Source organism: Serratia sp. HMSC15F11 (assembly GCF_001808215.1).
GTDB classification, from domain to species: Bacteria; Pseudomonadota; Gammaproteobacteria; order Enterobacterales; family Enterobacteriaceae; genus Serratia; species Serratia nevei.
This window is the reverse complement of the sequence record NZ_KV792475.1, coordinates 1-24,339: the sequence shown is the minus strand read 5'-3', so window position 1 is coordinate 24,339 and position 24,339 is coordinate 1. Positions and strand designations below refer to the sequence as shown.

Here is a 24,339-nt window from a genome sequence, read left to right as displayed (position 1 = left end):
CGGAACAGTGGTGCAACCTCATTTTCCGCACGGATTCGACTCAGTGGAAACGTCGCCGATGCTAGGATTATCGTTATTGTTTCAAGCCTCGCAGACAGGGGCGCGGCGGCATACTCATCGTCATAAGGTACTATTTTACATATGAATTATGCACTGGAATTAGCGCAGCTGACCAAGACTTACGCCGGTGGCGTCAAGGCGCTGCGCGGCATCGACCTGAGCGTCGAGGCGGGGGACTTTTATGCCCTTTTGGGGCCAAACGGCGCCGGTAAATCCACCACCATCGGCATCATCAGCTCGCTGGTGAACAAAACCGCCGGCAGCGTGCGGGTGTTCGGTTACGACATCGATAAAGACATCGTCAACGCCAAGCGCCAGCTCGGCCTGGTGCCGCAGGAGTTCAACTTCAACCCGTTCGAGACCGTGTTGCAGATCGTGGTGAACCAGGCGGGTTACTACGGCGTCACGCGGCGTGAAGCGATGGCGCGCGCCGAAAAATACCTCAACCAGCTGGATCTGTGGGGCAAGCGCAACGAGCGCGCCCGCATGCTGTCCGGCGGCATGAAGCGCCGCCTGATGATCGCCCGCGCGTTGATGCATCAGCCGAAGCTGCTGATCCTCGATGAGCCGACCGCCGGGGTGGATATCGAGCTGCGCCGTTCGATGTGGGGCTTCCTGAAAGAGCTGAATGCCCAGGGCACCACCATTATCCTTACCACCCACTATCTGGAAGAGGCCGAGATGCTGTGCCGCAACATCGGTATCATCCAGAACGGGGAGCTGGTGGAAAACACCTCGATGAAGGGGCTGCTGGCCAAGCTGAAGTCGGAAACCTTTATCCTCGATCTGGCGGCGAAGAGCCCGCTGCCGAGGCTGGACGGTTACCGCAGCCGCCTGACGGATACCTCCACGCTGGAAGTGGAGGTGATGCGCGAGCAGGGGCTGAACGGCTTATTCGCCCAGCTGAGCGCGCAGGGCGTGCAGGTGCTGAGCATGCGCAATAAGGCGAACCGCCTGGAAGAGCTGTTTGTCACCCTGGTTAACGGCAATGGAGAAAAAGCATGACGCGTTTGTATTGGGTGGCCTTACAGAGCATCTGGGCCAAAGAGGTGAACCGCTTCGCGCGCATCTGGATCCAGACCCTGGTGCCGCCGGTGATCACCATGACGCTGTACTTCATCATCTTCGGTAATCTGATCGGCTCGCGCATCGGCGATATGCACGGCTTCAGCTACATGCAGTTCATCGTGCCCGGCCTTATCATGATGGCGGTGATCACCAACTCTTACGCCAACGTCGCTTCGTCGTTCTTCAGCGCCAAGTTCCAGCGCAACATTGAAGAACTGCTGGTGGCGCCGGTGCCGACCCATGTGGTGATCGCCGGCTATGTCGGCGGCGGCGTGGCGCGCGGCATCTGCGTCGGCGTGCTGGTGACCATCATCTCGCTGTTCTTCGTACCGCTGCAGGTACACGCCTGGTGGGTGATTGCGCTGACGCTGTTGTTGACGGCGATCCTGTTCTCGCTGGCGGGGCTGATCAACGCGGTGTTCGCCACCACCTTCGACGACATCAGCCTGATCCCGACCTTCGTCCTGACGCCGCTGACCTACCTGGGCGGGGTGTTTTACTCGCTGTCGCTGCTGCCGCCATTCTGGCAGGCGGTGTCCAAGCTGAATCCCATCGTCTATATGATCAGCGGGTTCCGCTACGGTTTCCTCGGCATCAACGATGTGCCGCTGGCGTTCACCATGGCGGTGCTGGTGGCGTTTATCGCGGTGTTCTACCTGCTGTCCTGGTACCTGATCGAGCGCGGCCGCGGCCTGCGCAGCTGATCGTATCGCGCCCCCGCTTTCCCGGCGGGGGCACTTTTCTTGATTTGGCGCAGGCGGCACGTAAATCAATAGAATTGCTCAGATAACCGCTAGTTCCCCGCTGTTCAAATCGTGCTATGCTGGCGCTCCACATTTCCTTCACTTTTGTCATTACGCACTCGTAAGCAGAACATCATCATGCGGCCTCAATACAAGTTAGCGGCTGGGGTACTCGGCATTCTGATGTCGTTGGTTTCCCCTGTGAGCCTGGCGAATCTGCTGTCGGAAGACAGCGCGGTTAAATCTGAATACATGGAAGCGCAGCGCGACAGCGAAGTCTATGCGTTGGTAGGCGAGCATGTGATCCCGGTCGGGGAAGTGAAGCGCGGGCAGCTGATCCAGGTGTTCCCGGCGGATGCGGAATACTACGAATTCAAATTCGGGCACGGTACCGGCTTTATCGATAAAGACGACGTGCGTGAGCTGAAGAAGTCGCGCAAGGTGCAAGACGATCTGGGCGAGCTGAACAAACCGCTGACCAACCAGAACCTGATCACCCAAAAAACGATCGACGTTTACACCGCGGCGGACAAGGACAGCGAGGTCTTCGGCACGCTGGAAGGCAACCTGCGCTACCCGATCATCGGCAAACTGAAGGACCGGTTGAACAACACCTGGTACGAGGTCAACATCGGCGATCGGCTGGGGTTCGTCAGTGAGTTGGACTGCGAGATCGATAACGGCATCCCGGTGCTGACTTACCACCACCTGCTGAAAAACGAAGAGAACAAACGCTTCCGCCACACCTCGACTCCCACCTCTGACGTGGCGTTCAGCAACCAGATGACCTACCTGAAACAGGCGGGTTACGACACCATTTCGCTGTACCAGCTGGAAGCCTACCTGAAGAACCAGATCAACCTGCCGGGCAAGGCGATCGTGCTGACCTTCGACGACGGGCTGAAGTCGGTTTATCGCTACGCTTATCCGGTGCTGAAGGATTACGGTTTCCGCGCGACGGCGTTCATCATCTCTTCGCGCATCAAGCGCCACCCGCAGAAATGGAACCCGGACTCGCTGCAGTTTATGAGCGTCTCGGAGCTGAAGCAGATTCAGGACGTGTTCGACGTGCAGTCGCACACCCACTTCCTGCACCGCACCGACGGCAATCGCCAGCCGATTTTGCTAAGCCGTTCGCTGCACAATATCGAGTTCGATTTTGAGCGCTCGCGCCGCGCGCTGTCGCAGTTCAACCCGCACGTGCTGTATCTGTCCTACCCGTTCGGCGGCTATAACCAGCGGGCGATCCAGGCGGCGCAGGATGCCGGTTTCCATCTGGCGGTGACCACGGTGCAGGGCAAGGTGAAACCGGGGGATAACCCCTATACGCTGAAGCGGCTGTATATTCTGCGCACCGACTCGATCCAGACCATGGCGGATCGAGTAGCCAACAAGCCGGGCACGGTGGTGGTGCAGTAAGGGAGAACGGGCGCGCAAGGCGCCCGTTTTAGCGTCAGGCGACCTGAACCGGCACGGCTTTCGCCTTGCGCTGCAGGTTATTGTCACCTTCGAAATAGGCGACTTTCGGATGGTGTTGGCGGGCGTCGGCGTCGGTCATTTGCACATAGGAGCAGATGATCAGCTTGTCGCCCACGCAGGCGCAGCGCGCGGCGGCGCCGTTGACCGAAATGATGCGCGAACCGCGCTCGGCGGCGATGGCGTAGGTGGAGAAGCGCTGGCCGTTATCCACGTTGTAAATATCGATCGCTTCATATTCCAGAATGCCGGCGGCCTCCAGGAAATCCTGGTCGATGGCGCAGGACCCTTCATAGTGCAAGTCAGCCTGAGTGACTTTGACGCGATGCAGCTTGCCTTGCAGCATAGTACGTATCATAGCTTTACCTAACTGAATATCGGCCTTCACAGGCGCTGGGGTTGAACATCTCTCCTGCATCCCTGCAATCTCTATCGTCACCGATTGCCCCGCCGTTGTCTACCAATGGTCTGGGTTTCAGGGTGACGACAGTATAAAAAATGGCTTACAGCGTCAGGTCGACCTGCTGATTGTCGATAAGACGTGCCTTGCCCAGCCAGGCGGCCATCAGCACTACCGCCCGCTGGCTGTCCACCGTCAGCGGCTGCAGGCTGTCGGCGTCGCGAATAAACAGCTCATCCGGCGTAAAGCCGGCGGCGCGCAGCTGCTCGGCGGTCTGCTCCAGAAGCTCTTCGACATGGCGTTCGCCATTGGCCAACTGCTGCGCCAGCGCGTTCATGATCTTGCTCAGCTGCGGAGCGACCTTGCGCTCTTCGGCGGTCAGGTAGCCGTTGCGCGAGCTGAGGGCCAGGCCGTCTTTGGCGCGCACGGTCGGCACGCCGACGATGTCGATGTCGTAACCCATGTCCGCCACCATTTTGCGGATCAGCGCCAGCTGTTGGTAATCCTTTTCGCCGAAGCAGGCTAAATCAGGCTGCACCAGGTTGAACAGCTTGCTGACGATGGTGGAAACGCCGCGGAAGTGGCCCGGCCGGCTTGCGCCTTCCAGGATGCTGGAGATGCCCGGCACGTCGACGTAAGTCTGTTGCTCCAGCCCCTGCGGATAGACCGCGGCCGGAGCCGGCGCGAACACCAGGTCGACGCTGCGGCGGGTCAGCTTCTCGCTGTCTTCCTGCAGCGTGCGCGGGTAGCGCGCCAGATCGTCCGGCCGATCGAACTGCATCGGGTTGACGAAGATGCTCACCACCACCACGTCGGCGCGGGCGCGCGCTTCATCGACCAGCGTCATATGGCCGTCGTGCAGGTTGCCCATGGTCGGCACCAGCGCGATGCGTTTGCCTTCCTGGCGCCAGCGGCGGATCTGTTGACGCAGCATCGGCAGGGTTTCGATAATAATCATTGGGTGACTCCTGGAACCATCGCTTAGTTAAAAGAGTGTTCAGCCGCCGGGTAGAGGCCTTGCTCCACTTCCTGAATGTAGTGCTGCACTGCCGTGCGGATATCGCCGCTCTGCGCCAGGAAGTTCTTGGCGAACTTCGGCGTATGGCCGCCGGTGATGCCGAAGGCGTCGTGCATCACCAGGATCTGGCCGTCGGTGCCGTTGCCGGCGCCGATGCCGATGACCGGAATGGACAACGCTTCGGTGATCTGGCGCGCCAGCTCGGTCGGCACGCATTCCAGCACCAGCAGCTGAATACCGGCCAGTTCCAGATTCTGCGCGTCCTGCAACAGCTGTTTGGCGGCCAGTTCGTCACGTCCTTGTACCTTATAGCCGCCGAACACGTTGACCGACTGCGGCGTCAGGCCCAGGTGGCCGCACACCGGCACTGCGCGCTCGGCGAGCATTTTCACCGTGTCGCACAGCCAGCTGCCGCCTTCCAGTTTCACCATGTTGGCGCCGGCGCGCATCAGCTCGGCGGCGTTGGCGAAGGTCTGTTCCGGGGTGGCGTAACTCATGAACGGCAGATCGGCCAACAGCAGGCAGGCCGGCGCGCCGCGGCGCACGGCGCGAGTGTGGTAGGCCACGTCGGCGACGGTGACCGGCAGCGTGGAGTCGTGGCCCTGCAGCGTCATGCCCAGCGAATCGCCCACCAACAGGACTTTGATGCCTTGCTCTTCAAACAGTTTGGCAAAGCTGGCATCGTAGGCGGTAAGGGTAGCAAACTTGCGCTGCTCCTGTTTCCACTGGCGCAAGTGGGTCACGGTGGTGGGTTTCATCACAACGTCTCCTGAAACGGGCCGTGCGGCTTACGCAGGCCCAGGCTGCAAAAAAGTGCAGCCATTCTACTGTAACCCGATCGGGGTGGGTAGCGCGGATCGCCATGCTTAAGCGGTTCTTAAGAACCTTGTGGTGCAATGGCGCCAAGACTCAAAAGGGATACTCATGCGAATTTTGCTGATCGAAGATGACAAACTGATCGGGGACGGCATCAAGGCCGGGCTGACCAAACTCGGCTTCAATCTGGACTGGTTCACCGACGGCGTCGTCGGCAAAAATGCGCTGGACAGTGCGCCGTACGACGCGGTGATCCTCGATCTCAGCCTGCCGGGCCTCGACGGTCTGGATCTGCTGCGCCAGTGGCGCCAGGCCGGGCAAGACGTGCCGGTCCTGATCCTCACCGCCCGCGACGCGCTGGAGCAGCGAGTCAGCGGGCTGCAAAGCGGCGCCGACGATTATCTGTGCAAGCCGTTCGCGCTGGCCGAAGTGGCGGCGCGCCTGCAGGCGCTGATCCGCCGTCGCCACGGCCAACTGATGCCGCAGCTGACGCACGGCAACGTGGTGTTCGACAGCGCCACCCGCAGCGTGAGCTGCAACGGCGAGCCGGTGACGCTGACGCCGCGCGAATTGGCGGTGCTGGAACTGTTTCTGCACAACAAGGGGCGGGTGCTGGCGCGGCCGTTGATTCAGGAGAAGCTGTACAACTGGGATGACGAGGTGAGCAGCAACGCGGTGGAGGTACATATTCACCACCTGCGGCGCAAGCTGGGCAACGGCTTCATCCGTACCATCCACGGCGTGGGTTACACGCTGGGGGATGCGCCGTGAAGCGTCTCAGCCTGCGGCTGCGCCTGATCCTGATCTTCAGCCTGCTGGCGCTGCTGACCTGGAGCACCGCCAGCGTGGTGGCCTGGGTGATGTCGCGCAACACCATCAACGAAGTGTTCGACACCCAACAGATGCTGTTCGCCAAACGGCTGGCGACCGCCAACCTCGGCGATCTGCTGGCCGATGAAAGTGCGCGCAGCCTGCCGAAAACCAAGAAGCTGGTGCATCACGGCAAGCGCGGCGAGCAGGACGACGACGCGCTGGCGTTCGCCATCTTCGATCGCCAAGGCAAGATGCTGCTCAACGACGGCGAGAACGGTGCCGACTTCCTGTTTGACGGGGAGCGTGAAGGTTTTACCGACGGCGAGCGCAAAGGCGATGACGACAGTTGGCGCCTGGTATGGTTGACCAGCCCGGACGGGCGCTACCGCATCGTGGTCGGCCAGGAGTGGGATTACCGGCGCGATATGGCGCTGGGCATGGTGACCGGCCAACTGGTGCCCTGGCTGGCGACGCTGCCGGTGCTGATGCTGCTGATCGCGCTGATGGTCGGGCGCGAGCTGCGGCCGCTGCGCACTGTGGCGGCCGGTTTGCGCCGGCGCGCACCCGATGACGCGACGCCGCTGGACGCGCGCCAGGTGCCGACCGAGGTGCGCCCGCTGGTGGATGCGCTCAATGCGCTGTTCGCCCGCATCAACGCTCTGCTGGTGCGGGAGCGGCGCTTCACCTCCGATGCCGCGCACGAGTTGCGCAGCCCGCTGGCGGCGCTGCGGGTGCAGACCGAAGTGGTGCAACTGGCGGGGGACGATGCGCCGATGCGCGAGCACGCGCTGGACAATCTGACGCTCGGCATCGATCGCGCGACCCGACTGGTGGATCAGCTGCTGACGCTGTCGCGGCTGGATTCGCTGTCCGATCTGGCCGAACTGGCGCCGATCGACTGGAACGATCTGGTGACGATGACCCTGGCGGAGCAGGATCGGCAGGCCCATGCGGCGGGCGTGACGCTACGCTATGAACATCGGGGAACGCCGCCGCCGCGTCAGGGGGAAACCTTGCTGCTGTCGCTGCTATTGCGCAACCTGCTGGATAACGCGGTGCGCTACACCCCGCAGGGCGGCGTCGTCACCGTGACGCTGAGCGAACGCTCGCTGACGGTGGAGGACGACGGTCCGGGGGGCACCACGGAACATCTGGCGCGGCTCGGAGAACGCTTCTATCGCCCGCCGGGACAGGAGCAAACCGGCAGCGGGCTGGGGCTCTCGATCGTGCAGCGTATCGCCGGCTTGCATGGTCTACAGGTCAGTTTCGCCAATCGCCCGGCGGGCGGGTTTGTTGCGCGGTTGGCGCTGTAGGAGGGTCAGGACTTGGGTTTTGGCTGGTGCCACAGCGCCATGCCGTTTTCCGGCACGCGCTTGAGGCAGCTGGCGAGCGGCTCGCCATCGGGGAAAATCAGGTCGGGGGCGATTTCCGCCAGCGGGTAGAGCATGAATTCGCGCTCTTTCAGGCCGTAATGTGGCACCGTCAGGCGCTCGGTATGGATCACCTTGTCGCCGTACAGCATGATGTCCAGATCGAGCGTGCGCGGCCCCCAGCGTTCATCCTTGCGCACACGCCCCTGATTGCGTTCTATCGCCTGGGTATGGTCGAGCAGCTGTTCGGGCGGCAACAGGGTATCCAGCGCCACCACCGCGTTGAGAAAGTCCGGCTGGTTTTGCGGCCCCAGCGGCTTGGTGCGGTAAAACGAAGAACAGGTGACCAGCCGGGTGCGCGGGAGATGCTCCAGCGCCTCCAGTGCGGCTTTAACCTGTTGCAGTGGCTGCGCCAGGTTGCTGCCCAGCGCGATATAAACGCGGATCATTATGCCCCTTCTTTACGCGGTGCCCGGCGGCGAGGGCGGCGTTGACGCGCGCGGCGCGGCGCCGGATCGTCCCCCAGGGTGCTCAGCATGGCTTTCTGCCGCGCCGGCGTGGCGTCCTGGAATTCGCCCCACCACTCGGCCAGACGCAGCATCTCCTGATTGTCTTCCACTTCCGCACGCAGCGCCAGCAGATCATAGGCGGCGCGGAATTTCGGGTGCTCCATCAGCTTGTGCGCGCGTTTGCCCTGGCGGCGGGACAGGCGCAGCTGCAGCTGCCAGATATCGCGCACCAGCGTGGTGATGCGTTTCGGGATGGCCAGCGAACGGCACTGCTCGTCGAGTACGTCGTTCATCGCCAGCGCGAAGGCGTCGTAGTAGGCCAGGCCGCTTTCCTGTGCCAGCTTCTGCGCATGCTCCAGCAGCGGGTACCACAGCATGGCGGCAAACAGGAAGGCCGGGTTGACGCGCATGTCGTTCTGCAGACGGTGATCGGTGTTCTTCAGCACCTGCACCAGAATGCGCTCCATCGGCGTATCGTGGTTCGGCGTGAAGTTGCGGGCGATCAGCGGGAACAGCGGTTGGAACAGCTGGTATTCGCACAGCTTCAGGTAGGTCTGGAAACCGTAACCCGCCTGCAGCAGCTTGAGGGATTCTTCGAACAGGCGCGCCGGCGGGATCTCATGCAGCAGCGAGGCCAGGCGCGGGATCGGCTCGGCGGTCTCTTCGCTGATGCGCATATCCAGCTTGGCGGCGAAGCGCACCGCGCGCAGCATGCGCACCGGATCTTCGCGGTAGCGGGTTTCCGGATCGCCAATCAGGCGAATCACGCCCTGTTTCAGGTCGTTCAGGCCGCCGACGTAATCGCGCAGGGTGAAATCCGCCACGCCGTAGTACAGGCTGTTGATGGTGAAATCACGGCGCTGGGCGTCTTCCTCGATCGAGCCGAAGATGTTGTCGCGCAGCAGCATGCCGTTTTGCGCCTGCTGGGACGAGTTTTTGTCGGATTCCTGATTCTGTTCGTGGTGGCCGCGGAAAGTGGCCACTTCGATGATCTCCGGCCCGAACATCACGTGCGCCAAGCGGAAGCGGCGGCCGACCAGGCGGCAGTTGCGGAACAGCTTGCGCACTTGCTCCGGCGTGGCGTTGGTGGTGATGTCGAAGTCTTTCGGCTTTTTGCCGAGCAACAGATCGCGCACGCCGCCGCCGACCAGATAGGCTTCGTAGCCTGACTTGTTCAGGCGGTAAAGCACTTTCAGCGCATTTTCGCTGATGTCTTTGCGGGAGATCGAGTGCTGTTCGCGCGGGATCACGGTCATCGAGTCGTTGCTCTCGGCGATAGGAAAAGGCGGACGCTTGCGCGGCGTTGAGCGGCGGGCAGGGGCGTTGCTGCCGTTATCGGCGGCGCGGGGCTGCGGCGCAGGGCGGCTTGGCGCCGCGACACGCTCTTCGCGGACTACGTTTTTATCGCCGGCCGCCGCGTCGTCGCGGGGCAGCTTGTCATCGCGGGTCAGTACCTTACGACAGAAGTTGGCTACTCGGGTAAAAATGGTACACCTCGATAGTGACTGATAAAAATGGAGCTAACAAAAAATAGCGGCTAATCATAGCTCACCATGGCTCCTTTGAGAATGCCGGCGTGTTTTCATCCAGAGGGATAGCCTCCTGACGCGGCACGTTTTCCAACCGCCAATGTGCGACCGCCCAGCTCAATAATAATGGCAGGTCAAGATCTTGCCAGCTTTCCGGCAGCGGTTGACGCAGAAATTTCAGCGCGGCGATCAGCACCGGGCGCGGATCGCCGGCGGGCAACGCCGGCGCATGGTTTTGCTTCGACAGCTTGATGCCGTTGGCGCCCAGCGCCAGCGGCAGATGCACATAGGCGGGCACCGGCGCCTGCAGCTGGCGATAGAGGGCAATTTGGCGCACCGTCGGTTCGATCAGATCGGCGCCGCGCACAATCTCGGTCACGCCCTGAAAATGGTCGTCGATCACCACCGCCAGGTTGTAGGCGAACAGCCCGTCGCGGCGGCGAATGATAAAGTCTTCCCCCGCCAGCGCCGGATCGGCGTGCAATTCTCCCTGCAGGCGATCGTGGAACCCGTAAACGGGCGCGGTCTGGCGCAAGCGGATGGCGGCGCCCTGCGGGCCGAGCTGCAAATCGCGGCAGTGGCCGTCGTACAATCCGCCGATCTGCTGGATGCGGCTGCGGGTGCAGGTGCAGTAATAGCTGAGCCCCAGGCGCTGCAACAGATCCAGCGCGGCGCGATAGGCGTCGTGACGTTGGGATTGATAGATGACCTGGCCGTCCCAGTGGAGACCATAATGTTCCAGCGCGGACAGGATGCGAGCGGCGGCGCCGGGGACTTCGCGCGGCGGGTCGATATCTTCGATGCGAACCAGCCACTGCCCGCGTTGGGCGCGAGCCTGAAGGTAGCTTCCCAGAGCGGCAATCAGCGAACCGAAATGCAGATCCCCGGAAGGCGATGGGGCAAAGCGCCCCACATAATGACTTTCTTGCATATCAGAGGGGAGAGGTTCCCTTTTCTCTGTGCGGCGCACGCAGGTGCGCACGCCGCAGCGGTAACAACGGTATTAGCCGGCCATCTGCTTTTCGCGGATCTCAGCCAGCGTCTTGCAGTCGATGCACAGATCGGCGGTCGGACGCGCTTCGAGGCGACGAATGCCGATCTCCACGCCGCAAGATTCGCAGTAGCCGAAATCATCGTCTTCCACTTTCTTCAGCGTTTTCTCGATCTTTTTGATCAGTTTGCGTTCACGGTCACGGTTACGCAGTTCAAGGCTGAACTCTTCTTCCTGGGTAGCACGGTCGGCCGGATCAGGGAAGTTGGCTGCCTCTTCTTGCATATGCGATACAGTACGGTCCACTTCGTCCCTGAGCTGGTTGCGCCACGCTTCAAGAATGCGCTTGAAATGCGACAACTGGGCGTCGTTCATGTACTCTTCGCCCGGCTTCTCTTGGTACGGCTCCACCCCAGCGATGGCGAGAATGCTCAAGGACGAGGTTTTACGGTTTTGCCCTTCTTGCATGTTGCTTCTCCTACATACACACGCACTATCGAATCCCCAATGCGGGGGAAAAACAGGCCGCTATAAATAACAGAAGGAAGGTAGGTTGGCAATTATTCCTGTCGCCCGCTTGACAATCGTGTGAAGGAGGGCGTATTTGGCGATCGTGCTGGCCGGTTGTCTATTTATAGGGACCCGACTGCGCTAATCGATAAAAAACGGCAGCTTATCGCAGAGATAAATACCGTCAGGTGATAACTTTGCCCCGTAACAAACCACTTCCACTCCCAACTGCCGGACCTGTGCCAACAGCGCCGCATAGCGCTCATCTATATGATGTGCCGGTGCGACCTGCTCAATACCGCTGTGTAACACGGCAAAGAACAACACCGCCCGTTGCCCGCTTTCAACCACGCTGAGCAACTCACGCAGGTGCTTTTGCCCTCTGAGCGTTACCGCATCAGGAAAGTAACCACGTTGTTGTTGCAGTAATGTGACTGACTTTACTTCAATATAGCAGTTAACCCGATTTTCTGCCTGTAATAACAAATCGATACGGCTGTTTTCACCGCCGTATTTCACTTCGCCGCTGATTTTACTGTAACCGGATAATTCATTGATTAAATTGTGTTCAATTGCCTCGCGCACCAGCGTGTTGGCGCGCAGGGTGTTGACGCAGATCCAGTGCCCCTGTCGGGTATGGGTCAACTCCCAGCTGTGGGCGTATTTGCGCTTGGGATTATCCGAGGTGGAGTACCAAACGGTGTCGCCGGGCGTGGCGCAGCCGGTCATGGCGCCGGTATTGGCGCAGTGCAGCGTAAAGGTTTCCCCTTCCGGGGTGATCACGTCCGCCAGAAAGCGTTTGTAACGTTTGATCAGCGTGGCGGAACGCAGCGGTGGAGAGAAAATCATGCGGATGCCTGCTTGGCCAGCGGCCACTGCTCGAGGTGTTGATAGCGGGTGCGGCCGTTTTCGAACACCGACTCATATAAGGAAAAGGCGTCGGCGCTGAACGCCCAGCCCGGCGTCGCCGGCGGGATCGCCACCGGCTGGGTGGCGGCGCGCAACAGCGTGATGTGCGGATGGAACGGCAGCGCGCTTTGATGGCAGCCGTTGCGGGCGGCCTGCGAACGCAGCAGCTCGGCCAGCTGCAGCAGCCCGCGCGGCGCGCGGCGGGTGCCGAGCCAGACCACGCCGGGGCGCGGCCAATGGCCGAGATCGTCGAGCCGCATGCTGAAGCCGGGTTGCACGATGCGGCCGGCCAGTTTGCGCAGCGCCAGCTCTTTCTGCGCGGTGACCTCGCCGAGAAACGCCAGCGTCAGGTGCAAATTAGCCGCCACCACCGGTCGGCCGGCCTCCGGCGCAAACGCCTCGGCGCGCCAGCGGATCACCTGCTGTTGCAGGGCATCAGGCAAGGACAGGGCGAAAAACAGGCGGCGCGAATTGGACATGGGGGCTCGGTAAATAATGACAAATCCGTCGGGACAGAGATGAATGCGGCTTGCAACGGTCTCGCGCGAAGCGGGACGCATGGACGAACTCCGTACTATAGCTAACGCCGCCGCAGTTTGAAAGGCTACGGGGACAAAGCTAATGCTACACTGTACGCCGTTTAACGTTAATCACCACGGAGAGTTCAGTGTCTTCATTGCCCGTCAGCGCGGTGCTTGATGAGTTGCTGGCTGCGTTGCAGTCCGCTCCTCAGGTGCTGTTGCACGCCCCGACCGGCGCCGGTAAATCCACCTGGCTGCCGCTGCAGATCCTGGCTAAGGCCGGGTTGCCGGGGCGCATTATCATGCTGGAGCCGCGGCGGCTGGCGGCGAAAAACGTCGCCTATCGCCTGGCGCAGCAACTGGGGGAGGAACCCGGCCAGACCGTGGGCTACCGCATGCGCGCCGAAAGTAAAAGCGGGCCGCAAACCCGGCTGGAAGTGGTGACGGAAGGCATTCTCACCCGCATGCTGCAGCAGGACGCCGAACTGCAGGGTGTGTCGCTGGTGATCCTCGATGAGTTCCACGAACGCAGCCTGCAGGCCGATCTGGCGCTGGCGCTGCTGCTCGACGTGCAGCAAGGGCTGCGTGACGATCTGAAACTGCTGATCATGTCGGCCACCCTGGACAACGCTCGCCTGTCGCAGCTGCTGCCGGAAGCGCCGGTAGTGGTGTCCGAGGGGCGCAGCTTCCCGGTTGAGCGTCTGTATCAGCCGTTGGCCAGCCATCAGCGGCTGGAAGATGGCGTAGCGGCGGCGGTGAAGCGGTTGCTGGCCGAGCAGCCGGGATCTTTGCTGCTGTTCCTGCCGGGCGTGGCGGAGATCAATCGGGTGCTGGAGCGATTGACCGGCGAGGTGGCGAGCGATACCGATCTTTGCCCACTGTATGGGGCGCTGCCTCTGGCCCAGCAGCAAAAAGCGATTCAACCGGCGGCGCCCGGCCGCCGCAAGGTGGTGTTGGCGACCAACATCGCCGAAACCAGCCTGACGATCGAGGGCATTCGGCTGGTGGTGGACAGCGGCCTGGAGCGCGTGGCGCGCTACGACGTGCGCAACGGTCTAACGCGGCTGGCGACGCAGCGCATCAGCCAGGCGTCGATGGTGCAGCGTGCCGGGCGCGCCGGGCGCCTGGAGCCGGGCATTTGCTGGCATCTGTTCGCTAAAGAGCAGGCTGAGCGCGCGGCGGAACACGCCGAACCGGACATTTTACAGAGCGATCTCACCGGCTTCTGGCTCGAACTGCTGCAGTGGGGATGCCATGATCCTGCGCAGCTTACGTGGCTGGATGCGCCTCCGGCGGCGGCATTGGCGGCGGCCAGATCGTTGCTGCACCGGCTGGAGGCTACGGATGACGGCGATAAACTCACCACCCCGGGGCGCCAGATGGCCGCGCTGGGGTGCGAGCCGCGGCTGGCGGCGATGCTGGTCACCGGCGCGGCGCTGAGTGCCGACGGCCTGGCGACGGCGGCGTTGCTGGCGGCATTGCTGGAAGAGCCGCCGCGCGGCGGGCAGATGGATATCGGCTACTGGCTGAGCCGCCCGCAACCGAACTGGCGGCAGCGTGCCGCGCAGTTGGCCAAACGCCTGCCGCAACGTGCGGGGCAAATCGACGTTGATCTGGCGCCGCGCCTGTTGGCGCAGGCGTTTACCGATCGTATCGCCCAGCGCCGAGGCCAGGACGGCCGCTACCTGCTGGCCAACGGTCTGGGGGCGGCGATGAACCAGGACGAGGCGCTGTCGCGCACGCCTTGGCTCATCGTCCCCAGCCTGTTGCAGGGCCACAACAGCCCCGATGCGCGTATCCTGTTGGCGTTGCCAGTGGACATCGAAGCGCTGGCGGCGCAGCTGCCGGCGATCGTCACGCAGCGCACGGCGGTGGAGTGGGATGACGAGAAGGGCACGCTGCGCGCCTGGAAGCGCCAACAGATCGGCCGTCTGACGCTGCGCGCCCAGCCGCTGGCCAAACCGGCGGATGAGGAGCTGCAGCAGGCGCTGATCGATTGGGTGCGCGCACAGGGGCTGGCGGTGCTCAACTGGGAGGGCGCCGCCGAACAATTGCGGGTGCGCCTGCAGTGCGCGCAAGCCTGGCTGCCGGAGGCGGCATGGCCGGCGATGGACGAAGAACCCTTGCTGGCGGCGTTGGAGCAGTGGCTGTTGCCGTCGCTGAACGGCGTGCGCGATTTGCGCGGCTTGAAGCAGGTCAATATCGCCGAGGCGCTGTCCCGGCTGCTGGACTGGCAGCAAAAGCAGCGGCTGGATAATGCGCTACCCACTCATTACACTGTGCCGACCGGCAGTCGCCTGCCGATCCGTTATGAGGCCGGCAAACCGCCGGCGCTGGCGGTGCGTTTGCAGGAAGTGTTCGGCGAGCAGCGCAGCCCGATGTTGGCGGAGGGTCGCATCCCGGTGGTGCTTGAGTTACTCTCACCGGCGCACCGGCCGTTGCAAATCACCGGCGATCTGGCGGCCTTCTGGCAAGGCGCCTATCGCGAGGTGCAAAAAGAGATGAAGGGCCGCTACCCGAAACACGTTTGGCCGGACGATCCGGCCACGGCGGTACCGACGCGCCGAACGAAGAAATATCAGTAGGTCGCGATCATTTAAGGTTTGGAATTCAGATGTTTCTTCTGGTCAGCGCTGCGGCGTAGGCACAGATTAAGCGACTAATCATGGCCGGCAGTGTCGGCAAGCTCGGAGAACAACAGCCATGGCTGGGGATGACCGCGAGCCCATCGGGCGCAAAGGAAAACAACCAAAAAGCACCGCGTCGCGCAAGCCGCCGCGCCGTCGCCGAGACGACGATTATGACGATTACGAAGAAGACGAGTATGACGATGATGAGTATGAAGAGGAGGAGGAACGCATGCCGCGTAAGGTAAAAGCGACTCCGCCGCGTAAAAAACGCCGTTGGCTCGGCCTGTTTATCAAACTGATCCTGGTGATCGCCGTCCTGTTGGCGATCTATGGCGTCTACCTGGACTCGCAGATCCGCAGCCGTATTGACGGCAAAGTCTGGCAGCTGCCGGCGGCGGTGTACGGCCGCATGGTCAACCTGGAACCGGGCATGCCGTACAGCAAGAAGGAGATGGTCAACCTGCTGGAAGGCATGCAGTATCGCCAGGTCAGCCGCATGACGCGCCCAGGCGAGTTTACCGTGCAGGCCAACAGCATCGAGATGCTGCGCCGCCCGTTCGACTTCCCGGATGGGAAAGAAGGGCAGATCCGCGCCCGTCTCGACTTCCAGAACAACCGTCTGGCGAAGATTGAAAACCTGGACAGCGGCCGCAGCTTCGGCTTCTTCCGCCTCGATCCGCGTCTTATCACCATGCTGCAGTCGCCGAACGGTGAACAGCGTCTGTTCGTGCCGCGCTCCGGTTTCCCGGATCTGCTGGTGGATACGCTGATCGCCACGGAAGACCGCCACTTCTATGAGCATGACGGTATCAGCCCGTACTCCATCGGCCGTGCGGTGCTGGCCAACCTGACCGCCGGGCGTGCGGTGCAGGGCGGCAGTACGCTGACGCAGCAGCTGGTGAAGAACCTGTTCCTGAGCAACGAACGTTCGCTGTGGCGTAAGGCTAACGAAGCCTATATGGCGCTGCTGGTGGATTACCGTTACAGCAAGGACCGCATTCTGGAGCTGTATCTGAACGAGGTGTACCTTGGCCAGAGCGGCAGCGACCAGATCCGCGGTTTCCCGCTGGCCAGCCTGTACTACTTCGGCCGTCCGGTGGACGAGCTGAGCCTCGATCAGCAGGCGCTGCTGGTCGGCATGGTCAAGGGCGCGTCGCTGTACAACCCGTGGCGTAACCCGAAACTGGCGCTGGAGCGCCGCAACCTGGTGCTCAAGCTACTGCAGAACCAGGGCGTGATCGACGGCGAGCTGTATGACATGCTGAGCGCGCGTCCGCTGGGCGTGCAGCCGAAAGGCGGCGTCATTACGCCACAGCCGGCGTTTATGCAGATGGTGCGTCAGGAACTGCAGACCAAGCTGGGCGATAAGGTCAATGACCTGTCCGGCGTGAAGATCTTCACCACGCTGGATCCGGTGTCGCAAGACGCGGCGGAAAAAGCGGTCGAAGACGGCATTCCCGCGCTGCGCGCTGCGCGTCACCTGCAGGATCTGGAAGCGGCGATGGTGATCGTCGATCGCTTCAGCGGTGAAGTGCGCGCCATGGTCGGCGGCGCCAACCCGCAGTTCGCCGGCTTCAACCGCGCCATGCAGGCGCGCCGCCTGGTCGGCTCGCTGGCCAAGCCACCGACGTACCTGACCGCGCTGTCCGAACCGGATAAATACCGCCTCAATACCTGGCTGGCGGATGCGCCGCTGTCGCTGAAGCAGCCGAATGGCGCCGTCTGGCAGCCGAACAACTATGACCGTAAATTCCGCGGTCAGGTGATGCTGGTGGATGCGTTGGCCAACTCGCTGAACGTGCCGACGGTGAACCTCGGCCTGTCGGTTGGGCTGGATCAGATCAGCGCTACGCTGCAACGCCTGGGTATACCGAAAGCGGAGATAAACCCGGTGCCATCGATGCTGCTGGGGGCGATCGGCCTGACGCCGATGGAAGTCGCGCAGGAGTACCAAACCATCGCCAGCGGCGGTAACCGTGCGCCGCTGTCGGCGGTGCGTTCGGTGATCGCCGAAGACGGCACGGTGCTGTACCAGAGTTTCCCGCAGGCGGAACGCATGGTGCCGGCGCAGGCCGCTTACCTGACGCTGTACGCGATGCAACAGGGTGTGGCGCGCGGGACCTCCCGCTCGCTGTCGGTGAAGTTCCCGAACTACAACCTGGCGGCGAAAACCGGTACCACCAACGATCTGCGCGACAGCTGGTTCGCCGGCATCGACGGCAAGGAAGTGGCGATCGCCTGGGTGGGGCGCGACAACAACGGCCCGGCCAAGCTGACCGGCGCTAACGGCGCGTTGACCCTGTATCGCCGTTATCTGGAAAACCAGACGCCGCTGCCGCTGATGCTGCAGCCGCCGGAAGGTATTAACCAGATGAGCATCGACTCTGCCGGCAACTTTATCTGCGGCGGCGGCAGCTGGCGCACCATCCCGGTCTGGACCGACAATCCGCAGGGATTGTGCCAGGCCAGCCAGGCGGCGGTGCAGCAACAGCAGCAACCGGCGGCAGGTGAGCAAAAAGATGGCGATGGCGTCGCCGGCTGGATCAAGGATATGTTCGGCCAGTAATCGCTACCGGGGCCCTGGCCCCGGTGAAAATTTTTGCTTTGTTATTAAGCCCGTAACTTTGGTTGCGGGCTTTTTTATTTTTCCGCTCGTTTTATTTCCCTGTTAACCGCAAGGCTAAGCGCCTAATCCTTAACCTATTTGCCTTATGAATTCGGCTTGCAGTTTAATTTGGCTTCTGCATAAAATGCGACGCTTATAATAATTATTATCGTTTACATTCGTCATTTAATAATTCATCAGAGAAATAAATCATGCTGACCAAGCGTCTTTCATCATCCGCGGCCAAGCAGGGCCGTACCCCCGTCAGCGCGTTAGCGATCACCGTCGCTGCGGCGTTGGGCACGCTGGCGATGCCGGCTTTTTCCGCCGACGCCAAGCCGGCCGCCAAGGAAGACACTATTACCGTTGTGGGCGGTAGCAACACCGCCCAACAGGAAAGCGCCTGGGGGCCGGTCGGCACCTATGTCGCCAAACGCAGCGCCACCGGCACCAAAACCGATACGCCGATCGAGAAGAACCCGCAGTCCGTTTCCGTGGTGACGCGTGAAGAGATGGACATGCGTCAGCCGGATACGGTGAAGGGCGCGCTGGCCTATGCGCCGGGCGTATTTGCCAGCCGCGGCAGCTCCTCGACCTATGATGCGGTGGCGATCCGCGGTTTCCCGGCCACCAACACCACCCAGTATCTGGATGGTCTGCGCTTGCTGGGCGACAACTACAGCGAAGCGTCCATCGATCCTTATTTCCTCGAGCGCGCCGAGCTGCTGCGCGGCCCGGTCTCGGTGCTGTACGGCAAAAGCAACCCGGGTGGTTTGGTCTCGATGGTCAGCAAGCGGCCAACCACCGAGCCGCTGCGCGAAATCCAGTTCAAAATGGGCACCGATAACCTGTTCCAGACCGGTTTCGATTTCAGCGACGCGCTGGACGATCAGGGTATCTATTCTTACCGCCTGACCGGCCTGGCGAAAGACAGCGATACGCAGCAGACCATGAGCAAAGAGAAGCGCTATGCGATCGCGCCGTCCTTTAGCTGGCGTCCGGATGACAAAACCAACTTCACGTTGTTGGCCAACATTCAAAACGATCCCTATACCGGTTATTACGGCTGGCTGCCGAAGCAGGGCACGCTGATCCCGTTGCCGGACGGTAGCAAACTGCCGACCGATTTCAACGAAGGCGAAGCCAGCAACTATATGGCGCGCAAGCAGCGGATGATCGGCTACAGCTTCGAACATGCCTTCAACGATACCTGGGCGGTACGACAGAACCTGCGTTACATGCAGGTGGACACCGATATGAAGAGCATCTACGGATTCGGCTTGTCATCACCGACGACGATCAATCGCTTCTATGTTCAATCGAAGGAACACCTGAACAACTTCTCTGTAGATACCCAGGCACAAGCGAAGGTGAAAACGGGGCAGATCGATCACACCTTATTGTTTGGGGTGGATTACTCACGCATGCGTAACGACATTAATGCTATTTATGGCAGCGCCAGCGCTCTGAGCATGACTCATCCGCAGTATGGCAATGATGCTATTGAGGTGGGTTCTTATTACAACTTCCTGAACCGTCAGGAGCAAACCGGCCTGTATGTGCAGGAGCAAGGGGAGTGGAACCAGTGGCTGTTGACGCTGGGCGGGCGCTATGACTGGGCGAAGACTTCCGCCTATAACCGCGATACGAGTTCGACGAGCCAGCAGACCGATCGCCAGCTCACCTGGCGCGGCGGCCTGAATTACCTGTTCGACAACGGCGTGACGCCGTATTTCAGCTACAGCGAATCGTTTGAACCGAATCTGGGTACAACCCGCGGGGGGAGCACCTTCAAACCGTCGATCGGCAAGCAGTATGAGGCCGGCGTGAAATACGTGCCGAAGGATCGCCCAATCGTGCTGACCGGTGCGCTGTATCAGCTGACCAAAAACAACAACCTGACACCGGACCCAAGCAATGCACGGTTCAGCGTGCAGAGCGGCGAGATCCGTTCGCGCGGCGTGGAGCTGGAAGCCAAGGCGGCGTTGAATGCCAACGTCAACCTGATCGCCTCCTATACCTATACCGATGCGAAGTACACCAAAGACAATACCTATCAGGGCAAACCGACCGTCGAAGTGCCGAAACACATGGCTTCGCTGTGGGCGGATTACACCTTCCACGAAACGGCGGTGAGCGGCCTGACGCTGGGTTCCGGCGTGCGTTACGTCGGCTCCAGCTCGAGCTTCAACAGCGATAATTCCGCCTTCAAGGTGCCGGACTACACGCTGGTGGACGCTACCATTAAATACGATCTGGCGCGCTTTGGCCTGCCGGGCTCGTCCGTGGGCGTCAACATCAACAACCTGTTCGACAAGACCTACGTGTCGAGCTGCTACCGCGACTACGCCTGCTACTGGGGCGCAGAACGCCAGGTGGTCGCCACCGCAACCTTCCGTTTCTAACCGGATAGCCGGGGCGGCGCCGCGTCGCCCCGGACAAAGCAGGATCTATGCAGGACAAACTTCTTAATCCCGGCGCGACCTTCGCGCTGGATAACGCCAGCTTCTCCGTTCCCGGTCGGGTGCTGTTGCAACCGCTGTCGCTCAGTTTTCCCCAGGGCAAAGTCTGCGGCCTGATCGGCCATAACGGTTCCGGTAAATCTACTCTGTTGAAACTGCTTGGGCGGCATCAAGCCCCCAGTGGCGGCCAGGTACTGCTTAATCGGCAGCCGTTGGCGCAGTGGGACAGCAAATCCTTCGCCCGCCAGGTGGCTTACCTGCCGCAGCAGTTGCCGGCGGCGGAAGGCATGACGGTGCGCGAGCTGGTGGCCGTCGGCCGCTATCCGTGGCTCGGCGCGCTGGGGCGTTTTGGCGCCAACGATCGCCAATTGGTCGAAGAGGCCATTTCACTGGTGGGGCTCAAGCCGTTCGCCAACCGCCTGGTGGACAGCCTGTCCGGCGGCGAGCGCCAACGCGCCTGGCTGGCGATGATGGTGGCGCAGGACAGCCGCTGCCTGCTGCTTGACGAACCGACGTCGGCGCTGGACATCGCGCACCAGGTTGAGGTGCTGGCGCTCATCCAGCGCTTGAGCCGCGAACGCGATCTCACGGTGATCGCCGTGCTGCACGACATCAACATGGCGGCGCGCTACTGCGACCATCTGGTGGCGCTGCGCGGCGGTGAAATGATCGCCCAGGGCGGCCCGCTGGAACTGATGCAGGGGCCGGTGCTGGAGCAAATTTACGGTATTCCTATGGGCACGTTGCCGCACCCGAGCGGCGGTGCGCCGGTGAGTTTTGTCTACTGATGTCTTCTGCATTCACTTCTTCTCACGATCCGCTGCGCCGCCGTTTGTTGATGGCGCTGGCGCTGTCGCCGCTGTTGGGCTCGTTGCCCGGGCGGGCGGCGGATGCGCCGCCGGATATCGCGCGCGTTGCGGCGCTGGAATGGCTGCCGATCGAACTGCTGTTGGCATTGGGCGTGACGCCGCTGGCGGTGGCCGATGTGCATAACTACAACCTATGGGTGGCGGAGCCTAAGCTGCCGGCGACGGTGGTCGACGTCGGTCAGCGCACCGAACCCAATCTCGAACTGCTGCAGCAGCTCCAGCCTTCGCTGGTGTTGCTGTCGCAAGGCTATGGCCCGACGCCGCGAAAAATCCAACCCATCGCGCCAACCATGAGCTTCGGCTTCAACGACGGCAGCGGCAAACCACTGACCGTCGCCCGCCAGTCGCTGCTGGCGCTGGGCCAGCGGTTGGGTATAGAAAGCCGGGCGGTAAACCACCTGGCGCAGTTCGACGGCTTTATGCAGGACGCGCGTCAGCGCCTGCAAAGCTACACCCGGCAACCGCTGCTGTTGTTTTCGCTGATCGACACGCGCCATGCGTTGATCATCGGCCAGAAAAGCCTGTTCCAGGAAGCGATGGACCAACTGGGCATCCGCAATGCCTGGCAGGAGCAAACCGACTTTTGGGGCACGGCGGTGGTGGGCATTGAACGGTTGGCTACGGTGCGTAACGCCCGGGTCATCTATCTCGATCACGGTAATCAGGCGATGATGGACAAGGTCAGCGCGACGCCGCTGTGGCAATCGTTGCCCTTTGTGCGGCAAAACCAACTGCGGCAGGTGCCGGCGGTGTGGTTCTACGGCGCCACGCTGTCGACGATGCGGTTTTGCCGCCTGTTGGCGCAGGCCCAGGAGAGTGCGGCATGAATGCGGGCATCCGGAGATTACCGCTGACGCTGATCCTGCTGTTGCTGGCGGCGGCAGGCGGCCTGACGATATACAACCTGGCACAGCAGCTGCCGCCGGCGCAATGGGCGCGAGCGTTCAGCGCGCCGGACATCGACGACGTGCGGCAAATGCTGTTCCATTACAGCCTGCTGCCGCGGTTGACGGTGTCGCTGTTGGCCGGCGCCGGCCTGGGGTTGGTCGGCGTGCTGTTCCAGCAGGTGTTGCGCAATCCGTTGGCGGAGCCGTCGACGCTCGGCGTTGCCGCCGGCGCGCAGCTCGGCCTGACCATCGCCACGCTGTGGGTCCTGCCGGGGGGCGAGTTCACTCGCCAGCTGGCCGCCATGGTGGGCGCGATTGTGGTGGGCGGGCTGGTGTTCGGCGTCGCCTGGGGCAAGCGGATGTCGCCGGTGACGCTGATTCTGGCCGGGCTGGTGCTGGGGCTGTACTGCGGCGCGGTCAACAGCCTGTTGGCGCTGTTTCATTACGATCAGCTGCAGGGCATGTTCCTGTGGGGAACCGGTGCGCTGAACCAACAGGACTGGAGCGCCGTGCAGTTCATTCTGCCGCGTTTGCTGGTGGCCGGCCTGCTGGCGGCACTGTTGCTGCGCCCGCTGACGCTGCTGGGGCTGGACGATGGTGTGGCGCGCAACCTGGGGCTGGGGTTGTCGATGGCGCGCTTCTGCACCCTGGGGCTGGCCATTATCTTCAGCGCCATGTTGGTGAGTGCGGTGGGCGTTATCGGCTTTATCGGCCTGTTTGCGCCGCTGATGGCGAAGATGCTGGGCGCGCGCCGCCTGGCGCACCGCATGATGCTGGCGCCGTTGCTGGGGGCGCTGCTGCTGTGGTTGACCGATCAGGTGATGATCGGGGTGACGCAGGTGTGGCGTGAGATCCCGACCGGCGCGGCCACCGCGCTGTTCGGCGCACCGCTGCTGCTGTGGCTGCTGCCGCGTTTGCGCAGCGCCGCCACGCCGCCGCCGATGAACCTCGGCGACAAGGTGCCTGCCGAACGCGGGAATCTGCCTGCCTGGATCCTGGTGGGGGGCCTCGTACTGCTGATCGGCCTGACGCTGGCGCTGATGTTGGGCAAAAATGCTGGAGGTTGGCACTGGAGCCTGGGTGCGGAACTGGACGCTGTGTTGCCGTGGCGTTGGCCGCGGGTGCTGTCGGCGCTGGCGGCGGGCATGATGCTGGCGGTCGCCGGCACGCTGATTCAGAAGCTGACCGGCAACCCGATGGCCAGCCCGGAAGTGTTGGGCATAAGCTCCGGCGCCGCTTTTGGCGTCGTGATGATGCTGTTTATGGTGCCGGGCGACGCCTTCGTGTGGCTGCTGCCCGCCGGCAGCCTGGGGGCGGCCGCGACGCTGCTGATCATCATGATCGCCGCAGGCCGTGGCGGTTTCTCGACCGAGCGCATGCTGCTCGCCGGTATCGCGCTCAGCACCGCTTTTACCACCGTCATCTTCCTGCTGTTGGCCAGCGGCGATCCGCGTATGGGGGGCTTGCTGACCTGGCTCTCCGGCTCGACCTATTCGGTGGAGCCGGCGCAGGCGCTGCGTACCGCGCTGGTGGCCGCCGGCCTGATGGTATTGGCGCCGCTGTGCCGCCGTTGGTTGACCATCCTGCCGCTCGGCGGCGCCACCGCCCGTTCGGTGGGCATTGCGCTGACGCCGGCACGGTTGACCATTCTTTTATTGGCTGCCGTGCTGACCGCGATGGCGACCCTGACCGTCGGGCCGTTGAGCTTTGTCGGGCTGATGGCACCGCATATGGCGCGCATGCTGGGCTTCCGCCGCGCGCTGCCGCAGATGGTGATCGCCGCGCTGCTGGGCGGCTTGCTGATGGTGTTTGCCGACTGGTGCGGGCGGATGCTTCTGTTCCCGTATCAGATCCCCGCCGGGTTATTGGCGACCTTTATCGGTGCGCCGTACTTCGTTTATCTGTTGCGTAAACAGACGTCGTAATCGGCATCTCGGCCGTGCTTTTTCTGCCATCAAAGGCTCAGCGTCGCTGAGCCTTTTTTTCAGGGTGTTGCAAGATGCTGCTAGCGGTTGCGCAAAAACGATATTGCGTGCGAAAAGGAACACGAGGCGTGGTGGTGAGATGAATATACTGCGGGTGGGTGCTCTGGATCTTTGTCTCTGGAGCCCGAGCGAAAGATACAAAGAGAAAAGCCCCGAGTCGATATCCAT

General features: G+C 62.1%; 20 protein-coding genes. 11 read left to right on the top strand and 9 right to left on the bottom strand.

Translation table 11 applies throughout. The features are described from left to right. Positions 1–141 precede the first annotated feature (141 nt). The 3 genes from HMPREF3138_RS15855 (at position 142) to HMPREF3138_RS15845 (ending at position 3,290) form a co-directional block, all read left to right on the top strand. Positions 142–1,065 carry an ABC transporter ATP-binding protein gene (locus HMPREF3138_RS15855; RefSeq protein WP_038872436.1) on the top strand — a complete coding sequence of 308 codons (924 nt, stop codon included), beginning with the start codon at positions 142–144 and terminating at the stop codon, positions 1,063–1,065. After that, on the top strand, positions 1,062–1,832 hold the full coding sequence (locus HMPREF3138_RS15850; RefSeq protein WP_004937535.1) for an ABC transporter permease: 771 nt from the start codon (positions 1,062–1,064) through the stop codon (positions 1,830–1,832). Before HMPREF3138_RS15855 ends, HMPREF3138_RS15850 begins: the two co-directional genes overlap by 4 nt. A 177-nt stretch (positions 1,833–2,009) precedes the next feature. After that, positions 2,010–3,290, top strand: a complete 1,281-nt coding sequence (locus HMPREF3138_RS15845; protein ID WP_070559171.1) for a polysaccharide deacetylase family protein — start codon at positions 2,010–2,012, stop codon at positions 3,288–3,290. Between the two features lie 34 nt (positions 3,291–3,324). Here HMPREF3138_RS15845 and panD read toward each other — a convergent pair whose 3' ends face one another. From panD to panB, 3 genes are all read right to left on the bottom strand, one after another. Continuing rightward, a complete protein-coding gene (gene panD / locus HMPREF3138_RS15840) occupies positions 3,325–3,705 on the bottom strand; it encodes an aspartate 1-decarboxylase (protein WP_004937544.1) in 381 nt (126 codons plus the stop codon). A 145-nt stretch (positions 3,706–3,850) separates the two neighbouring features. Continuing rightward, the gene (gene panC / locus HMPREF3138_RS15835) at positions 3,851–4,705 is read right to left on the bottom strand and encodes a pantoate--beta-alanine ligase (protein ID WP_038872428.1); all 855 of its coding nucleotides are present in this window, start codon (positions 4,703–4,705) and stop codon (positions 3,851–3,853) included. A gap of 23 nt (positions 4,706–4,728) precedes the next feature. After that, positions 4,729–5,523 (bottom strand): 3-methyl-2-oxobutanoate hydroxymethyltransferase, encoded by a 795-nt coding sequence (panB, locus tag HMPREF3138_RS15830; RefSeq protein ID WP_004937548.1) that lies wholly within the window; start codon positions 5,521–5,523, stop codon positions 4,729–4,731. Positions 5,524–5,689: 166 nt separating this feature from the next. Here panB and qseB point away from each other — a divergent pair, with 166 nt between their 5' ends. Both qseB and qseC read left to right on the top strand, forming a co-directional pair. Beyond that, positions 5,690–6,352: a quorum sensing response regulator transcription factor QseB gene (gene qseB / locus HMPREF3138_RS15825; RefSeq protein ID WP_038872425.1), complete on the top strand. Its 663-nt coding sequence runs from the start codon at positions 5,690–5,692 to the stop codon at positions 6,350–6,352. Beyond that, entirely contained in the window at positions 6,349–7,707 is a 1,359-nt protein-coding gene (gene qseC / locus HMPREF3138_RS15820; RefSeq protein WP_070559169.1) for a quorum sensing histidine kinase QseC, read from the top strand. Before qseB ends, qseC begins: the two co-directional genes overlap by 4 nt. Before the next feature lie 5 nt (positions 7,708–7,712). On the opposite strand, the gene folK is transcribed toward qseC, so the two are convergent. The 6 genes from folK to thpR all read right to left on the bottom strand — a co-directional run bounded on the left by folK (position 7,713) and on the right by thpR (position 12,691). Beyond that, entirely contained in the window at positions 7,713–8,213 is a 501-nt protein-coding gene (gene folK / locus HMPREF3138_RS15815) for a 2-amino-4-hydroxy-6-hydroxymethyldihydropteridine diphosphokinase (RefSeq protein WP_019456064.1), read from the bottom strand. Further along, a complete protein-coding gene (pcnB, locus tag HMPREF3138_RS15810) occupies positions 8,213–9,760 on the bottom strand; it encodes a polynucleotide adenylyltransferase PcnB (RefSeq protein WP_071605354.1) in 1,548 nt (515 codons plus the stop codon). Before pcnB ends, folK begins: the two co-directional genes overlap by 1 nt. A 61-nt stretch (positions 9,761–9,821) precedes the next feature. Then, positions 9,822–10,733, bottom strand: a complete 912-nt coding sequence (gene gluQRS, locus HMPREF3138_RS15805) for a tRNA glutamyl-Q(34) synthetase GluQRS (protein WP_038872420.1) — start codon at positions 10,731–10,733, stop codon at positions 9,822–9,824. Between the two features lie 72 nt (positions 10,734–10,805). Further along, positions 10,806–11,261, bottom strand: coding sequence for an RNA polymerase-binding protein DksA (dksA, locus tag HMPREF3138_RS15800; RefSeq protein WP_004937569.1), 456 nt, complete (start codon positions 11,259–11,261; stop codon positions 10,806–10,808). Between the two features lie 183 nt (positions 11,262–11,444). Continuing rightward, on the bottom strand, positions 11,445–12,152 hold the full coding sequence (gene sfsA / locus HMPREF3138_RS15795) for a DNA/RNA nuclease SfsA (RefSeq protein ID WP_038872409.1): 708 nt from the start codon (positions 12,150–12,152) through the stop codon (positions 11,445–11,447). Then, the gene (gene thpR, locus HMPREF3138_RS15790) at positions 12,149–12,691 is read right to left on the bottom strand and encodes an RNA 2',3'-cyclic phosphodiesterase (RefSeq protein WP_038872406.1); all 543 of its coding nucleotides are present in this window, start codon (positions 12,689–12,691) and stop codon (positions 12,149–12,151) included. Before thpR ends, sfsA begins: the two co-directional genes overlap by 4 nt. A 188-nt stretch (positions 12,692–12,879) precedes the next feature. Between thpR and hrpB the strand changes: the two genes are divergently transcribed. The 6 genes from hrpB to fhuB all read left to right on the top strand — a co-directional run bounded on the left by hrpB (position 12,880) and on the right by fhuB (position 24,111). Continuing rightward, positions 12,880–15,318 (top strand): ATP-dependent helicase HrpB, encoded by a 2,439-nt coding sequence (gene hrpB / locus HMPREF3138_RS15785; protein ID WP_187135406.1) that lies wholly within the window; start codon positions 12,880–12,882, stop codon positions 15,316–15,318. A gap of 118 nt (positions 15,319–15,436) precedes the next feature. Continuing rightward, the gene (gene mrcB, locus HMPREF3138_RS15780) at positions 15,437–17,929 is read left to right on the top strand and encodes a bifunctional glycosyl transferase/transpeptidase (RefSeq protein ID WP_038872402.1); all 2,493 of its coding nucleotides are present in this window, start codon (positions 15,437–15,439) and stop codon (positions 17,927–17,929) included. Positions 17,930–18,180: 251 nt separating this feature from the next. Then, entirely contained in the window at positions 18,181–20,373 is a 2,193-nt protein-coding gene (fhuA, locus tag HMPREF3138_RS15775; protein ID WP_038872400.1) for a ferrichrome porin FhuA, read from the top strand. Positions 20,374–20,420: 47 nt separating this feature from the next. Beyond that, positions 20,421–21,218 (top strand): Fe3+-hydroxamate ABC transporter ATP-binding protein FhuC, encoded by a 798-nt coding sequence (gene fhuC, locus HMPREF3138_RS15770; RefSeq protein ID WP_038872398.1) that lies wholly within the window; start codon positions 20,421–20,423, stop codon positions 21,216–21,218. Beyond that, positions 21,218–22,126: a Fe(3+)-hydroxamate ABC transporter substrate-binding protein FhuD gene (gene fhuD / locus HMPREF3138_RS15765; protein WP_038872395.1), complete on the top strand. Its 909-nt coding sequence runs from the start codon at positions 21,218–21,220 to the stop codon at positions 22,124–22,126. The genes fhuC and fhuD overlap by 1 nt, the downstream gene beginning before the upstream one ends. After that, positions 22,123–24,111: a Fe(3+)-hydroxamate ABC transporter permease FhuB gene (gene fhuB / locus HMPREF3138_RS15760; protein ID WP_038872392.1), complete on the top strand. Its 1,989-nt coding sequence runs from the start codon at positions 22,123–22,125 to the stop codon at positions 24,109–24,111. Before fhuD ends, fhuB begins: the two co-directional genes overlap by 4 nt. The last annotated feature ends 228 nt before the right edge of the window (positions 24,112–24,339 follow it).